We start from the raw sequence: 16,113 nt of genomic DNA on the forward strand, positions 1-16,113 counted from the left end.
CCGAGCTCCCCCGTTGCCCGGCTGGGCCCTCCCTGCTAGCGTTCGCGCCCCTTCTACACGAACTACTGCCCCCATCAATACGGCGCGCAGGGTACCGGGGCGAGGCTGGGTGATGCCTGCGCCTCGGCGCGCGTGGGGGAGAGATCTCGGAGCATCGACGATGACGACCAACGGACAGCAGCAGGCGGGTGGGCTCAACATCACCGGAGGGGCGGCGATCGTCGCGCCCGTGAGCGCGTTTCCGAACGGTGTGCCGGGGAACGCGCTCATCGTCATCCCGATGAACAAGCCGACCGACGAGCTGAAGGGCCTGCTCGAGCAGGGTCCCGCGGCGGTGACCCTCGAGCAGATGTGGCAGCTCCTCGGCTTCAACGGGCCGGCGGTGCAGGTGCAGGACGATCAGGGGCGCCCGATCGCGATCGGCCTGGAGGACCTGCTCGCGGGGCTCGAGAAGCACTGGACCGAGCAGCCTGACGACCTGAACCGCGGGCGCATCTACGCGCAGGAGCTCCTCAAGCACAACCGGCTGGCGCGCGCCGAGCAGGTGCTCTCGAAGGTGGTCGCGAAGGGCGGCACGGGCGACGACTGGCTCGCGCTCGGCATCGCGCAGCTCTCGCAGGACAAGCACGACAAGGCCGAGGGGACGCTGAAGGGCGCGCAGAACCTGCTCAAGGACAACCCCTACCCCTCGCTGCACCTCGCGAAGCTCTACCAGGCGAAGAAGGACGACGCGAAGGAGCGCGAGTTCATCGAGAAGGCGCTCTCGATCGACGTGGACTGTATCGACGCGTGGGCCTACCTCTTCCAGTACGAGAAGCAGCGCGGCGACGAGGCGAGCGCGGTCGCCGCGATCGAGAAGTTCTCGGCCGACAAGAAGACGGCCGCGCCGTACATCGCGATCCAGGGCTTCTACGCGGCCAACGAGGAGACGCGGGACAAGGCGGTCGAGTACGCCAAGAAGGCGGTCGCGCAGAACCCGGACAACCCGCTGGCGCTGCTCTGCCTGTCGGCGCTCTACGGGCAGAAGAACGACCTCGAGGCGGTGGTCCGCCTGCTCCAGCCGCACGAGGCGAAGATGAGCCGCGACGTGCGCCTGGCGAACAACTACTTCGAGGCGCTGTTCCAGTCGCGCCAGCTCGAGAAGGTGACCAAGCTGCTGAACGCCCTCGCGGGCTCTCCGAACAAGGAGGTCAAGCAGTTCGCCATCGAGCGGTCGCGCGCCGTCGCTCAGTACCTGCAGCAGCAGCAGCAGCAGCTCGCCGCGGCGGCCCAGCCGGCGCAGCGCAAGGCCTGACGCGCACGAAGGCGTGGGGGAGCGCTGAGCGGCGCTCCCCCGCTGCCGTCGCCGCTCGCCGCTCGCCGTCTGCCGGCGCTCAGTGACCGAAGGCGCGGCGGATGGCTTCGGCGATGCCGCCGCCCACCAGGCCGTCGGCCTTCAGGCGGTCCGTCGCCGCCTGCTTCACCTGCTCGGGCGCCTGCGCCATCGCGAACGATCGCCCCGCCACCTCGAACATCGGCACGTCGTTGAGCCAGTCGCCGACGACGACCACGTCCGACAGCTCGCAGCCGTGGTGCTCCGCGAGCCACGCGATCGCCGTGCCCTTCGTCGGCCCAGCGGCACGGACCATCATCGCGAAGAGGCTCGCCTGGTCGTCCCGCAGGAGGGGGAACGAGACGACGAAGGCCGCTTCACCGAGCTCGGACCGGACCTCCTCGCCGGCCGCCGCGATCTGGAGCTCGGTCCCGAGCGCGACGAGCGCGAGCAGGCCGTGCTCGTGCTCCCAGTACGGGTGCGACGAGACGCGCTCGACCTCGGCGATGGCGTGCGACCAGCCCCGGACATAGTGGACGTGCGGCGCGCCGGTCGCGTCGTGGACGATGCTGTCCTGCGCGAAGAGGAACGACGCCGTCGCGTGCCGCTCGGTGATCGAGCGCAGGAGGGACGCCTCGGCGCCTGAGATCGTGCGCGAGTACAGGTGCGCGTCGCCCTCGGTGTGCACGATGTGGCTGCCGTCGACGCACGCGATGGGGCCGAGCACGCCGATCCGCCGCGCGACCTCGCGCGTCCCCGAGTACAGGCGCCCGGTCGCGATCGAGACCGGGACGCCGGCATCCTGGAGCCGCTGGATGGCGCGGAAGTCCTCGTCGTGGATGGACCCATCACGACGGACGAGGGTCCCGTCGACGTCTAGGGCGAGGAGTTTGTAGGTCGTCACCGCGCTTGAGTAGCTCGGAAGCGCGCGGAGCGCAGCAGGCGGGACGGGATGGAACGGTTCAGGACGCCCTCCCGGTGAGGAAGGCTCAGGAAGCCGGGTAGACCGACACCTGCTTCTTGGTGTTGGACTTCCACTCGTACGTGACGACGCCGTCGACGAGGGCGAAGAGCGTGAAGTCGCGGCCGGTGCCGACGTTGTGGCCAGCGTGGATCGAGGAGCCGACCTGCCGGACCAGGATGTTGCCAGCGCGCACGGGCGCCCCGGCGTACACCTTCACCCCACGGCGCTGCGCGTTCGAGTCACGGCCGTTCCTGGAGGAGCCGCCGCCTTTTTTGTGAGCCATCTCTACTTCTCCTGCTAGGCGGTGATGCCGGTGATCTTGAGCTCGGTGTACGGCTGGCGATGGCCGTTCTTGCGGCGGTAGTTCTTCCGCCGCCTGAACTTGAAGACCACGATCTTCTTGCCGCGGTCCTGCCCGGTGATCTCGGCGGCGACGGAGGCGCCGCTCACGAGGGGCTTGCCAATCTTGGGAGAGTCACCGCCGACGAGGAGCACCTCGCTGAAGGTGACCTTGTCACCGGCATTGCCGACAAGCTTCTCAACCCGGAGCTTCTGACCTTCGGCGACCCGATACTGCTTGCCGCCCGTCTTGATGACCGCGTACATGGTGCGTCTTCCTCAACCTGGGGACCGCGATCCCTCGCCATACGCCACGCAAATGGCCCTCGATCGGAGGACCCGGTGAGCGAGGGAGCGGCAGTATACGGACCTTCTCCGGCTTGGCAAGTGCTTCGCAGCGGCGTCGCCCAGGTTCTTCGCCGGAGCGACGCCCGCGGCCTCCGGGCGTGAGCAAGGCCCTGAAAAGCCCCTGCAAAGCGCGGCCCGGGCCGCGCGCCCGGTCGCGGCGCGGGTCGCGCTCGCCGCTCGTCGCGTACCGCGCGCCTGTTTCGCCCTCACGCCTTGGTGAAGACGAACTTCTCGTCGATCACGTCGACCTGCATCGTCTGGCCGGGCTGGTACCCGCCGGCGAGGATGGTCTCGGCGAGCGGGTTCTGGAGCTCGCGCAGGATCGCCCGCTTCAGCGGGCGAGCGCCGAGGCTCGGCTCGTAGCCGAGCTCGACGAGCCGGGCCTTCGCGGCGTCCGTGAGGGCGAGGCGGATGTCCTTGTCCGTGAGCAGCTGCTCCAGCCGGCGGAGCTGGATGTCGACGATGCCCCGGAGGTCCTCCTTGCTGAGCGCCTTGAAGACGACGATGTCGTCGACCCGGTTCAGGAACTCGGGGCGGAAGAACCCGCGCAGCTCCTCGAGCAGGACGTCGCGGATCGCCTCGCGCCCGTCCTCCGTGGTCCAGAGCTTGGCGTCGGTCTCGAGCACGCGCTTCGACCCGATGTTCGAGGTCATGATGACGACCGTGTTCGAGAAGTCGGCGAGCCGCCCGCGCCCGTCGGTGAGCCGGCCGTCGTCGAGGATCTGGAGCAGCAGGTTGAACACGTCCGCGTGCGCCTTCTCGACCTCGTCGAACAGGAGCACGCTGTACGGCCGGCGCCTGGCGGCCTCGGTGAGGAAGCCGCCCTGCTCGCTGTCCGCGTAGCCCGGGGGCGCCCCGATCAGGCGCTGGGCCATGTGGCGCTCCATGAACTCGCTCATGTCCATGCGCGTCAGCGCCTGCTCGTCGTCGAACAGGAACTCGGCGAGCGCCTTCGCGAGCTCCGTCTTGCCGACGCCGCTCGGCCCGAGGAACAGGAACGAGCCGATCGGCTTGCCCGGATCGCGCAGGCCGACCCGCCCGCGGCGCACCGCCTTCGCGATCGCGCGCACCGCCTCGTCCTGGCCCACCACCCGCTGCGCGAGCCGCGCCTCCATCTTGAGGAGCTTCTCGGCCTCGCCCTCGAGCATCTTGGCCACAGGGATGCCGGTCCAGTCGTTGAGCGTCGCCGCCACGTCCGACTCGGCGACGACGTTCGAGGTCGGCGCGACCCCCTCCCGCTGCGCGGCCTCCTCCGCGGCCTGGAGCCGCCGCCTGATCTCCGGGAGCGTGACGTGCTCGAGCTCGCCGATCTTGGCGAACGCCTTGTCGCGCTGGGCAGCCTTCAAGGCCTCCGTCGCGGCGACGAGCTCCCGGCGGATGGCCTGGCACGCCGCGATGACGCCGCGGCGCGACGCGTTGCGGCTGCGCATCGACGACGCCTTCGGCTCGATCTCCGCGAGCTCCGCCTCCAGGCGCGTGCGGGTCTGGACGCTGAGCTTGTCGTCATCGTCCGCGAGCGCGGCGATCTGGGCGCGGAGCGCGTCGACGCGCCGGGTCAGCGTGTCGAGCTCGGCCGGCACGCCGTCGACCTCCACCCGCTTGCGGGCGGACGTCTCGTCGAGCAGGTCCACCGCCGTGTCGGGGAGCGCGCGGTCCGAGATGTACCGCTTGGCCAGCGCGACCGCCGAGGTGATGGCGCTCTCCCCCACCCGGACGCGGTGGTGGGCCTCGTACTTCGTGGCGATCCCGCGCAGGATCTCCGTCGCCTGATCGATGCTCGGCGCCTCCAGCGTGATCGTCGAGAACCGCCGGATGATCCCGGGATCGCGCTCGTTGATCTTGCGCACGCCCTCGGGCGTCGTCGTGGCGATGATCCGGATCTCCCCGCGCGACAGGAGCGGCTTCAGGAGCTCGCCCACGCCGGCGCCCTGCACCCCTTGGCCGAAGAGCGCGTCGAGATCCTCGACGACGAGGATGCTCTCCGCGTCCTGCTCGCCGCGCAGCCGATCGACCAGGACCTTGAGGCGCTGCTCGATCTCCCCGCGGAGCTTCGCCCCGGCGACGAGCGCGCCGGTGTCGAGCTCGTAGAGGTGGGCGCCCGCGAGGTTCGTGGGCACGTCGCCGTGCGCGATCCGGTCGGCCAGGCCCCGGATGAGCGCGGTCTTGCCCACGCCGGGCTCGCCGACGATGAGGGGGTGGTTCTTGAACCGCCGCTCGAGGATCTGCAGCAAGCGGCGCGCCTCGACGTCACGGCCGATGACCGGATCGAACCGCCCTTCGCGCGCGTCCGCGACGAGGTCCCGCGTGTAGGGCGCGGGTTGACCCGGCTCGGCCGCGTTGGCCGGCGCGGGCGAGGGTTCCCGCGAGGCCGCCTCCAGCGCCCCGAGGTGCGGCCGGAACGCGCCCGGACCGATGCCGAACGAAGAGAGGATCTCCCCGGCAGGCCCGCGGATCTCCTGGGCGAGCGCGTGCAACAGGTGCTCGATGCCCACGTTCTGCGACTTGTCCCGGGTCGCCTCCCGCTCGGCGCGCCCGAGCAGATCGAGCAGGCGAGGGCTCACGTACGCGACACCGCTGCTGCCCGCCCTGGACAGCTTCTTCAGGGCGTTCTCGGCGAGCTGGAGCACCTCGTTCGGGTCGGCGCCCGCCCGTCGAAAGACCTCGGACACGCCCCGGTCGCGCTCCAGCAACCTCATGAGCAGGTGCAGCGGCGTGACCTCGGCGTGCTGGCGCTCGTCCGCGATCTGCTGCGCGCCGGCGACGACCTGCTTCGCGTCGCCGGTATAGCGATCGAGGTGAATCGTGCCCTCTTTCTCGGCCATGCGCGCAGCCTACCGCAAGGTGGAGCCCTGTGCGCTTGCATCTTTGGCCTGCCCGGGAAAGGAAAGAGGACGAGATGCCCATGCAAGCAGCCGAAGTCACCATCTACGTCACCGACTACTGCCCATACTGCGCCATGGCGAAGCGCCTGCTGACGCAGAAGCAGGCGCGCTTCACGGAGATCAACGTGGAGAACCGCGATGACCTCCGCGCCTGGCTGGTCAAGGCGTCCGGACAGCGGACGGTCCCTCAGATCTTCATCAATGGAGCCAGCATCGGCGGATTCAGCGACCTCTCGGCCCTGGACAAGGAGGGGGGGCTCGATCCGCGCCTCGGCGAGGCGCCGAGCGCGGACGCACCTCCCATGCCGCGCTGAGGCGGATGAGGGTGGCTGAGGTACGACGGAGAATCCTCGTCGGACGCACCCCTCGGGCCCCGCCGGCGAAGGTGCACCCCGGCGTGAGGAGGTGATAAGCTGCCGCGCGGGGACGGGGCGCAGCTTTCTTTGATGCGGTTCGTCCAAAGGGCTTCACGGGCTTCGTCCGCTTCCCCCACGTCGAACCGCCATGCCTAGCAGCACCGACACCACCGCCGCAGCGACCCAGCCGGTCGAGGGGGCGCTCGTCGGAAAGCGGGTTCAGAAGTACGAAATCGTACGGACGATCGGGCGTGGCGGGATGGGCACGGTCTACGAGGCGGTGAATACCGCCATCGGCAAGCGCGTCGCGATGAAGTTCGTCGACGGCGATCTCGCGCAGAACAAGGACGCGGTGGCGCGGTTCCACCGCGAGGCGCAGGCGGCCAGCGCCGTCGAGAGCGCGCACATCGTCGAGATCTTCGACGCCGGCTTCGCCGACGACACCCCCTTCCTCGTCATGGAGCTGCTCCGGGGCGAGGACCTGGGCCACCGTATCCGGCGCTGCGGCAGGCTCGACCTCGGCGAGGCGCTCCACCTGACCGCGCAGCTCCTCCGCGGCCTCCACCGCGCCCACGAGGCGGGCATCGTCCACCGCGACCTCAAGCCGGACAACGTCTTCCTCGTCGACCGCGACGACGACCCGAACTTCGCCAAGATCCTGGACTTCGGCATCTCGAAGATGCGCCGCGCCGACGGCGCTCCGGCCCACACGTTGACCCGGCAGGGCACGGTGCTCGGGACGCCGTTCTACATGTCGCCGGAGCAGGCGCAGGCGATGCCCGACGTGGACGGCAGGACCGATCTCTGGGCCGTCGGCGCGATCCTCTACGAGTGCCTCACGGGACACCCGCCGCACAGCGGCAGCTCGTACGAGCAGGTGATCGTCAACATCTGCATGAAGGACGCCCTCGACGTGCGGATGAGCAACCCGGCCGTCCCCGAGCCGATCGCGCGCGTGATCGCGAAGGCGCTCACGCGGGACAGGGACGCGAGGTTCTCCTCCGCGCGAGATTTCCTGGACGCCCTGGTCGTCGGCGCCGGCGGGCTCCTCGCGTCACGGCGCAGCTCGAGCGACGAGCTCGGTGCGCACACGACGAGCGCTCCTGGCGCCCTCGGGCAGACGCCTGCGAAGCAGACGCCGGGTGATCCGAGCATCGGGCTGGATCCGACGCTCGAGGTGCACGGGAGCGGCTCGAAGGTGGGCTGGTCGAGCAGCGGGCCCACGGGCGCGCGCGGCCCGCGGCGGCTCGCGTTCGCCGCGGTGGCGCTGGTCGCGCTGGTTGGCGGGCTCGCCGGCGCGGTGCTTCACGCGCGCCGCTCGCCGGAGGCGGGCACGGTGGCCACCGCGCCTGCGCTGCCCACCCAGGTCTCCGTCGAGCTCCGGACGAACGCCGAGGGCGCCCTCTTCACCGTCGACGGCGCGGCGCTGGCCGACCGCACGCTGCGCGGCCGCACGGGCGAGACGAAGCGTGTGCGGATCGAGGCCTCCGGCTACACGCCCGTGGACAAAGAGGTGACGCTCCAGGACGGCAACTCCCCGATCGATGTCCTGCTCCAGCCGCTGCCGGCCGCCGTGACACCGGCGCCGCCACCGGCCGAGGCCGCGACCGCGGCGCCCGTCGCGCCCGCCCCGGCGCCGAAGGCCGAGCCGATCCCGAAGAAGACGACGGCGCTCCCCTTCGCGGCGCGCCCCAGGGGCACGGGCGCCGGGGCGAAGCCCGCCGGTCCGGCGCAGGCCACCCCGGTGGTCACGACGCCGAAGCCGGCGGGGGTCGCGGCTGGTTTGCAGCTCAAGGTCGACTGAGGCGGGTTTGCGCAGATCACACGGACGACTCACGCTGGCGCTCTGCGCGGCGACGCTCGGCCTGGCCGTGCAGCTCTCGCCGGCGCTCGCGCAGGTCGAGCCGTACCGGCAGCACATGGCGAACGGCATCAAGCTGTTCCAGGACAGGAACTACCGGGCCGCGGTCGTCGAGTTCGAGGCGGCCTACAAGGAGAAGCCGAAGGCCAGCCCGCTGTTCAACATCGCGCTCGCCGAGAAGGCCCTCTTCAACTACCCGAGGGCCATCGCGGCGCTCGAGCGCGCGCTCGCGCAGCACCGCGACACGATGGATGAGGGCGACGAGAAGACGGCGCGCAGCGCCATCGAGGAGATGCGCGCGCTCCTCGCCCATCTCACGATCGAGCTCAGCCCAGAGGCCGCCACGCTGATCATCGACGGCGAGGAACAGCCCCCCTCGTCCTCGGGGACGCGGGTCGTGGAGCTCGGGCCGGGGGTGCACCGCATCGGCGCGCGCGCCGAGGGGTACGCGAGCGCCGACGAGAGCGTCACCGTGGTGAGCGGCGAGCGCGACAAGAAGGTGAGGCTCGCGCTGGTCCCGGACAGAGCCCCCGCGGCCCCGGCGGCGCAGCCGTTCACGCCGCCCCTGCCCCCTCCGCCGAAGCCGGTGCCCCTCTCGCTCCCGCCGCAGGGCTACTACGTGATCGGCGCCGCGTCGTTGCTCTGGCCGCTCGGCCACCCGCGCGCCTTCCCGGCGCCGGAGGCGAACAGCGGCGGAGCTGGCTCGATCCGGGTGGGATACCGCGTGAACACCCCCGCGGCGTTCGACGTGATGCTCCAGTACGCGAACATCGCGACCGGCTCGGACGACCCCGCGTACCCGAACGCCAGTTACACGCTCGGCTCGACGCGCCTCGGGCTGAACGTCCGCCTGATGACCCCTGGGCAGACATGGCGGTTCGTGGGCTCGATCGGGGGCGGCCTCACCTACGATTCCGTGAAGTTCGACGGCATCAAGACGCAGGACGGAGACATCTGCGATGGCCTGTGCCAGAAGGCCGCCGGGGTGAACGCGTTCGTGTTCTCCGAGGTGGGCGTCGAGCTGGACCTCGGGGGCGTGCTCCTCGGGTTCTCGCTCGACAGCTACTTCCAGTCGTCGCGCGGCATCAGCTACAAGAACAGCGACCAGGACGACGTCACGCTCTACTCGGCCGTGCTGCTGCAGCTGGGAGGCAGCTTGCACGCCGGCTATGCGTTCTGGTGATCGGCCTCTGCCGATCCCGGGCGCTCGTTCCATCCTTGTTCTGCCGCTTGACGGATGTATCCTCGCACGCCCTCGCGGTGAGCCGTCGAGGGTTCGCCGCGCTCTCCAGCGGGGAGCGTGGGCCGGGGATCGGCTGCCGCCGTCCTCTTCAATCATGTCAGCCGGGGATCGGCTGCCGCCGTCCCCTTCAACGTCAGCCGGGGATCGGCTGCCGCCGTCCCCTCAAGGGGTGACCATGTCGCAGGATGCCATCACGTCGTTGCTCAAGGAGACGCGCCGGTTCGAGCCGCCGGCCGAGTTCTCGCGTCGTGCGCGCGTCGGCGCGCAGGCGACCTACGAGGCGCTCTACCGCGAGAGCATCGAGCAGCCGGACGCGTTCTGGCGCCGGGAGGCGAGCGACCTCGTGTTCCGCACGCCGTGGACCACGATCAGCGACTGGGCCCTGCCGCACGCCAAGTGGTTCCTCGGCGCCACCCTCAACGTCACGGAGAGCTGCCTCGATCGCCACCTGACGACGGCCACCAAGAACAAGGCCGCCATCATCTGGGAGGGCGAGCACGGCGCCACGCGCACGCTGACCTACGCCCAGCTCCACCGCGAGACGCTGCTGCTCGCCGACGCGCTCAAGCGGCTGGGCATCGAGAAGGGGGACCGGGTCGCGATCTACATGGGCATGGTCCCCGAGGTCGCCGTGGCGATGCTCGCCTGCGCGCGCCTCGGCGCGGTGCACACCGTCGTGTTCGGCGGCTTCGCCGCGGACGCGCTCCGCGACCGCATCCACGACAGCCAGGCCAAGCTCGTCATCACGCAGGACGGCGCGTACCGGCGCGGGCAGGTCGTGCCGCTGAAGGCGACCGTCGACAAGGCGCTCGCGCAGCCGGAGGCGAAGAGCGCGACGCGCGTCGTCGTGTACCAGCACCTCGGCAAGGAGCGCTGCGAGGTGCAGATGACGGAGGGCCGCGACGTCTTCTGGCACGACCTGCTCGCCGGGGCCGCCCCGGCCTGCGAGCCGACGGTCGTCGACGCCGAGCACCCGCTCTTCATCCTCTACACGAGCGGCTCGACCGGGAAGCCCAAGGGGGTGCTCCACACGACCGCCGGCTACCTGGTCGGCGCGCACGTCACGACGAAGTACGTCTTCGATCTGCGCGACGACGACGTCTACTGGTGCACCGCCGACGTCGGCTGGGTGACGGGCCACAGCTACATCGTGTACGGCCCGCTCTCGAACGGCGCGACGTGCCTCATGTACGAAGGCGCCCCGAACTTCCCCGACTGGGGCCGCTTCTGGAGGCTGATCGAGAAGCACGGGGTCACCATCCTCTACACCGCCCCCACGGCCATCCGCGCCTTCATGCGGCAGGGCGACGAGTGGCCCGCGAAGAGCGATCTGTCGAGCCTCAGGCTGCTCGGCTCGGTCGGCGAGCCGATCAACCCCGAGGCGTGGGTCTGGTACCACCGGACCATCGGCGGCGGCCGCTGCCCGATCGTGGACACCTGGTGGCAGACGGAGACGGGCTCGATCATGATGACCACGCTGCCCGGCGCGTCGTCCTCGAAGCCGGGGTCGACCGGGCTGCCGATGTTCGGCGTCGTGCCCGAGGTCGTGACGAAGGACGGCAAGCCCGTCGCGGCGGGCGAGGGCGGGTTGCTCGTCCTGAAGCAGGCGTGGCCGTCGATGCTGCGCACGGTGTGGGGCGACGACGATCGCTTCCGTAAGCAGTACTTCAGCGACGTCGAGGGCTGCTACTTCACCGGCGACGGCGCGCGCCGCGACGAGGACGGCTACTTCTGGGTCGTCGGCCGCATCGACGACGTGCTGAACGTGGCCGGCCACCGCATCGGGACGGCCGAGATCGAGAGCGCGCTCGTGTCTCACCCCTCCGTCGCGGAGGCGGCCGCGGTCGGTCGCCCGGACGACCTCAAGGGACAGGCGCTCGTCGTGTTCGTCTCGCTCCGGCCGGGGGTGAAGGCCGGGCCGGAGCTCCAGGCGAAGCTCGCCGAGCACGTCGCCAAGGAGATCGGCAAGTTCGCGCGCCCCGACGCCATCCGCTTCGCGGACGCCCTGCCGAAGACCCGCAGCGGCAAGATCATGCGCCGGCTCCTGAAGGACGTCGCCGCTGGTCGAGAGCTGACCGGCGATACCTCGACGCTCGAGGACCTGAGCGTCATGGCGAAGCTCCGCCAGCAAGAAGAGGAGTGAGCCCGCGGCGGCGCAGGGGCGCGGCCTGCCCCTGCGACCGACGCGACGCGCGCGACGGCGCAGCGCCTGCGCCTCGGCGAAGGGAGGAGACCCCACGGAAGAGCTCGATCCTGCGGCTCTTCCGCCGCGCTCGGCCCTGGGAAGAGCGACGGCGGCCCACGACCGGCATCCCGCGGCTTACGGTCGGATCACCTCGTTCGCCCCGGAGAATTTGATCCCCCGCATCGTCGCGGAGGATACTCTGTGGCGAGGGCGCGCTTGGAGCTCGAAGCTGGAACCGTCGTTGCGAACCGGTATCGCATCATCCGCCAGCTCGGCCGCGGCGGCATGGGCGAGGTGTTCGCCGCGGAGAACATCCGCACCGGCCGCCAGGTGGCGATCAAGCTCCTGCGCGCCGAGTCGAAGGCCAAGTCGTCCGCGGCCGAGCGGTTCCGGCGCGAGGCGCGCGCCGCCGGGTCCATCAACAGCGATCACGTCACCGAGATCCTCGACGTCGAGGAGGACCCCGAGCACGGCATCGTCCTCGTGTTCGAGCTGCTCGAGGGCGAGTCGCTGATCGATCGGCTGAAGCGGACGGGACCGATCGATTTCGAGGAGCTTCACCCGATCATCGAGCAGGTCTGGATGGGGCTCGCCGACGCGCACCGCGCCGGGATCATCCACCGCGATCTGAAGCCGTCGAACGTGTACATCGAGGCGCGCCCCGACGGGTCGAAGCGGGTCAAGATCCTCGACTTCGGCATCTCCAAGCTGCCGAAGGAGATGGGAGCGGAGACCCTGACCGAGATGGGCCAGAGCCTGGGCACGTTCTCGTTCATGCCGCCCGAGCAGATCGGCAAGGCGAAGACGGTCGACCACCGCGCGGACATCTACGCCTGCGCCACGATGATCTACCAGTCGATGAGCGGCCAGCTGCCTTTCCAGGCGCGCAACCTGCTCATCATGGTCGAGATGAAGCAGAAGACCGACGCGCGGACGCTGGCCGAGGCGATGGACGGGCCCGTCGACCCGCGGCTCGAGGCGTTCCTCGCGAAGGGGCTGGCGCGGGAGCCCGCGGACCGCTTCCAGAGCGCGCTCGAGGGGCTCACCGCCTGGCGGGAGCTGCGGCCGGCGAGGAGCTCCAGCCATCCGGTCAGCGGCTCACCCATCTCCACGCTGCCGGCGAGCAGCGCCTCCGGCCATGCGCGCAGCTCGCCCATCCCGCAAGCGCACCCGAGCTACAAGCCCCCGTCCTCCGGCGCGGTCAAGCTCCCGGTGCCGCCGATCGACCCCATCCTGATCCGCACGGCGACCGATCCGGGAGCGCAACCGTGGGTCGAGAGCGCGGGGCGCCCGCACGGCGAGCCGGAGCGGCCGGCCCACCCCCTCGCCGAGCCGCCGCTCACGCAGAACGACGGCCAGCTCCCGCCGTACATGCCTGGCGGGCGCGCGCCGGCCGGACCGACGGCGGCGGCGCCCGTCCAGTGGACCGGCCCGAACGGCACCATGGTGCTCAACAACGCGGCCCGAGAGCTCGTGGCCCCGCTCGTGTCCCACCCCGTGACGCCGCGGACGCTCCCGGATTTCTCCGAGGACAGCTCGGGCGGGTCGACGACCGGCCAGGGTCCGACGCTCGTCTACAAACCCGTGCGGCCGAGCATGGGCTCGGTGAGCCCGGGGCCAGGCACCGCCGGTGAGCCAGAGCCGATCGAGCAGCGGCCTCCGGCGCCGCCGCCGGCGCGGACGCTTCGAACCATCGTCTATGTGCTCGCGGCGATCCTGTTCGCCGTCGTGGGCTTCCTCCTCATGGGGTATGCCCTCGAGTACCTGGACATGCCGAAATAGGCCGCGCGCAGCGGCGCCGCGTCGGACGTGCCGCTCTCCGCCGCGCGAGCGCGCCGCGGCCGGCGCGGCTCACAGCACCTCGTCCGCGGCGCGGCCCTGGGCCGGCGAGCGCCCGGCGGGCAGCGCGATCCGGAACCGCGTTCCCCCCGCCTCGCGCGGCTCGCACGAGATCGTGCCGCCGTGCGCCTCGATGATGTCCCGCGTGACCGCGAGCCCGAGCCCCGTACCGCGCTGCTTCGTCGTGAAGAAGGGGTCGAAGATCGACGCGCGCAGCTCCTCCGGCACGCCGGGGCCCGTGTCGTCGACCGCGATGGTCGCGGCGCCGCTCGAGAAGCTGACGCTCACGACGATCTCGCCGCCCTTCGGCATCGCCTCGCGCGCGTTGCGGAGCAAATTCAGGAGCGCCTGACGGATCTGCGACTCGTCGAGGAGCAGCTCGGGCCCCGCCTCCTCCACCTCGACGCGGACCGCGACGCCGGCGCGGTCGAGCTCGGGCCTCACGAACGCCACCAGCTCCTGCACCAGGTCGTCCACCCGCTCCGGCTCCAGGCGCGGGCGGGGGCGGCGGGCGACGCTGAGGTACTGCTCCGCGATGCGAGACAGCCGGTCCACCTCGGCCCGGATGGCGGTGACGAGCTGCGCCGACTCCTTCATCACCGGCCTGAGCTCCGCGTCAGGGGTGTCCGCGGCGGAGGCGCGCGCCACCTCCTCCTCGAGCAGCTCGAGGTTCAGCCCGATCGACGACAGCGGGTTCCTGATCTCGTGCGTGACGTGCGCGGCCATCTTCCCGATCGCCGCCAGCCGCTCGGCGTTCACGAGCTCGGCGCGCGCGCGGCGGATCGCGGCGACCATGTCCTCGAACGTCGTCGCGAGCTCGCCGATCTCGTCGTTCGTCGCGAGCGCCTGCTTCGGGGTGAGGTCGCCGCGCGCGACGGCGTTGGCCCGCTCGGTGACCGCGGTCAGCGGGGCGAGCACGCGCCGCGCGTACAGCGACATCATCACGCCGACGAGGAGCGTCAGCACGCCCAGCCCGAGGAGCAGGTGCATCGAGCGCTCCTCGCGCAGCTCCGCCTCGTCGGTGAGGCTCTGCATCTGCCCCTCGACGCGGCTCCTGATCGCCCGCAGCCGCTGCGCGCCCTCGACCTCTCGCTTGACCAGCTCGTCGCGCGTGCGCTCGGCGAGGTCGCGGTCGCCGACGGCGAGCGCCTGGAAGAGCTGGGCGAACCGCTCCGGACTGGCGCCGACGAGCCGCTCGATCGCCGCCACCTCGGCCGCGACCTCGTCGCTGAACCGGCGGACGCCGGACGACGCGGCCGCCTGCCCGACGCGGGCGTCCCCGCCGGTCGCCTTCTCATCGGCGCCGGCGAGCGCCCGGGCGGCGTCCTTGACGATCGAGAACGCGAGCGGGCGGGTCCGCCTCGCGGTCTCGATCCACTCGCGCACGTCCCCCGGGTTCTTCGCGGCGGTGATGTGGTTGAGCTGGGCGTTGAAGACGTTCTGCTCGGCCAGGACCTCGCCGATGCGGAGCAGCAGCGGGACGTACCCGGCGCGCAGCAGCTGGGCGTCGCGCGAGGCCGCCCGCAGCGCCTGGACGCTCCAGCCGACGGTCAGCGCGAAGGCGGCGAGCACCACGAGGTAGCTCGCGAGGAGCCTCCCCGCGACCGTGCGCCGCTTCTGGGGCGCGCGCTCCTCCGGCCCCGCGGCGCCGCCGCGCGCCTCGTCCGCGGCTGGCGGCGGCGCGGTCATCGCGGCGCGACGGCCCGCGCGACGAGGCTCGCGAGGTCCTCCGCCGGCTCGCCCCGCGTCCTGAACCGCTGGAGGCTCTGCGCGCAGTGCGTCACGAGCAGCCCGCCGCCGAGCGTGCGGTGCTCCGCGATCCTGGCGTCGGCGATGGCGGCGGACGACGCGGGGCGCGTGGCGGGCAGGAGGCCGCCGCCGCCGCTGCAGTCGGCGTGCTCGCGGCGGTGGATGAACTCCTCGGGCGGGCGCCCCGTGATGCGGGCGATGATCTCCCGGGGCGCGTCGTAGCGATCGAGGCCGCGCCCGAGCTGGCAGGGATCGTGGTAGCGCACCCGCCGCTCCGACGCCGATCGCTGCAGCCTGTCGAGCGACGAGCGCGCGAGATCGACGAACAGCTCCGGGGCCTTCACGCTCACCCCCGCGCGCGGGTACTCGACGCGCACGGCGCGCGCGCACCCGGGATCGACGGCGACGAAGCGCCCCCCGGACGCGACCTCCGCGGCGAGCCGCCGCGCGGCGGCCTCGAAGCCCGGGCGATCGCCGGCGTACAGGAGCGGCAACCCGCAGCAGGCGCGCACCGGGCGGGCCGGGGCGCCCGCCAGCGCCTCGGTCGCCTCGAGCGCGTCGCGGGCGACGTCCGGCGCGTGACGCTCGTAGCCGCAGCCGAGCAGCACGTGGACCGCGTCGGGCGCGGCCGCGGCCGATCGAGAGCGCGCGTCGAGCTCACCGGCGCGGCCCTCCTCGCGGGCCGAGAAGCGCTCCGCCACGCGCCTGGCCCCCTCCGGCGCGAGATCGCGCGCGAAGAGCTCCGCGCGCGCGTCCGTCAGCACCGTGGCCACCTCGTTCTTGTGATCGCAGCGCTCGCGGCACCCGAAGCACGCGGAGCACGCCCAGGCCGGATCCGCGTGGCCTGCGTCGAGCGGCACGTCGCCGCGCGCGGCGAAGTACGCCATCGACATCTTCCCCCACGGCGTCACCGTCTCGTTCGCCTCGACGTTCGACACGGGGCAGGCGGCGCGGGAGAGCTTGGGGCAGTAGACGCACTTCTCGAGCGACGTCCGGTGCGGCTCGAGGAGCTTCAGGCGGAGCTGGGACACCGTT

At 71.6% G+C, this 16,113-nt stretch carries 12 protein-coding genes; 6 read left to right on the top strand and 6 right to left on the bottom strand.

Annotated features, from left to right (window positions below):
* The first annotated feature begins 160 nt into the window (after window positions 1-160).
* Window positions 161-1,294 carry a tetratricopeptide repeat protein gene (locus tag WMF44_RS42465; RefSeq protein ID WP_044966990.1) on the top strand — a complete coding sequence of 378 codons (1,134 nt, stop codon included), beginning with the start codon at window positions 161-163 and terminating at the stop codon, window positions 1,292-1,294.
* 79 nt (window positions 1,295-1,373) lie between these two features.
* On the opposite strand, the gene WMF44_RS42470 is transcribed toward WMF44_RS42465, so the two are convergent.
* From WMF44_RS42470 to WMF44_RS42485, 4 genes are all read right to left on the bottom strand, one after another.
* Window positions 1,374-2,216 (bottom strand): HAD family hydrolase, encoded by an 843-nt coding sequence (locus WMF44_RS42470; protein WP_437295762.1) that lies wholly within the window; start codon window positions 2,214-2,216, stop codon window positions 1,374-1,376.
* Between the two features lie 85 nt (window positions 2,217-2,301).
* Window positions 2,302-2,559 (bottom strand): 50S ribosomal protein L27, encoded by a 258-nt coding sequence (gene rpmA, locus WMF44_RS42475; RefSeq protein WP_012240530.1) that lies wholly within the window; start codon window positions 2,557-2,559, stop codon window positions 2,302-2,304.
* Between the two features lie 14 nt (window positions 2,560-2,573).
* Window positions 2,574-2,882 (bottom strand): 50S ribosomal protein L21, encoded by a 309-nt coding sequence (rplU, locus tag WMF44_RS42480; protein WP_012240531.1) that lies wholly within the window; start codon window positions 2,880-2,882, stop codon window positions 2,574-2,576.
* A gap of 287 nt (window positions 2,883-3,169) precedes the next feature.
* Window positions 3,170-5,785, bottom strand: coding sequence for an ATP-dependent Clp protease ATP-binding subunit (locus WMF44_RS42485; RefSeq protein WP_437295763.1), 2,616 nt, complete (start codon window positions 5,783-5,785; stop codon window positions 3,170-3,172).
* Window positions 5,786-5,865: 80 nt separating this feature from the next.
* Here WMF44_RS42485 and grxC point away from each other — a divergent pair, with 80 nt between their 5' ends.
* The 5 genes from grxC (at window position 5,866) to WMF44_RS42510 (ending at window position 13,272) form a co-directional block, all read left to right on the top strand.
* Window positions 5,866-6,159, top strand: a complete 294-nt coding sequence (gene grxC / locus WMF44_RS42490; RefSeq protein WP_044966993.1) for a glutaredoxin 3 — start codon at window positions 5,866-5,868, stop codon at window positions 6,157-6,159.
* A gap of 190 nt (window positions 6,160-6,349) precedes the next feature.
* Window positions 6,350-8,005, top strand: a complete 1,656-nt coding sequence (locus WMF44_RS42495; protein WP_437295764.1) for a serine/threonine-protein kinase — start codon at window positions 6,350-6,352, stop codon at window positions 8,003-8,005.
* A gap of 7 nt (window positions 8,006-8,012) precedes the next feature.
* Window positions 8,013-9,245 carry a hypothetical protein gene (locus WMF44_RS42500; protein ID WP_437295765.1) on the top strand — a complete coding sequence of 411 codons (1,233 nt, stop codon included), beginning with the start codon at window positions 8,013-8,015 and terminating at the stop codon, window positions 9,243-9,245.
* A gap of 235 nt (window positions 9,246-9,480) precedes the next feature.
* Complete coding sequence (gene acs, locus WMF44_RS42505; RefSeq protein WP_437295766.1) at window positions 9,481-11,448, top strand: acetate--CoA ligase; 1,968 nt, start codon at window positions 9,481-9,483, stop codon at window positions 11,446-11,448.
* A gap of 258 nt (window positions 11,449-11,706) precedes the next feature.
* The gene (locus WMF44_RS42510; protein ID WP_437295767.1) at window positions 11,707-13,272 is read left to right on the top strand and encodes a serine/threonine protein kinase; all 1,566 of its coding nucleotides are present in this window, start codon (window positions 11,707-11,709) and stop codon (window positions 13,270-13,272) included.
* A gap of 69 nt (window positions 13,273-13,341) precedes the next feature.
* Here the strand turns inward: WMF44_RS42510 and WMF44_RS42515 are convergent, their stop codons facing one another.
* Both WMF44_RS42515 and WMF44_RS42520 read right to left on the bottom strand, forming a co-directional pair.
* A complete protein-coding gene (locus tag WMF44_RS42515; protein ID WP_437295768.1) occupies window positions 13,342-15,018 on the bottom strand; it encodes an ATP-binding protein in 1,677 nt (558 codons plus the stop codon).
* Window positions 15,015-16,109 carry a (Fe-S)-binding protein gene (locus WMF44_RS42520; RefSeq protein ID WP_437295769.1) on the bottom strand — a complete coding sequence of 365 codons (1,095 nt, stop codon included), beginning with the start codon at window positions 16,107-16,109 and terminating at the stop codon, window positions 15,015-15,017. The genes WMF44_RS42515 and WMF44_RS42520 overlap by 4 nt, the downstream gene beginning before the upstream one ends.
* Window positions 16,110-16,113: the final 4 nt, after the last annotated feature.

Source organism: Sorangium sp. So ce426 (genome assembly GCF_051475585.1).
Taxonomy (GTDB): Bacteria; Myxococcota_A; Polyangia; order Polyangiales; family Polyangiaceae; genus Sorangium; species Sorangium cellulosum_B.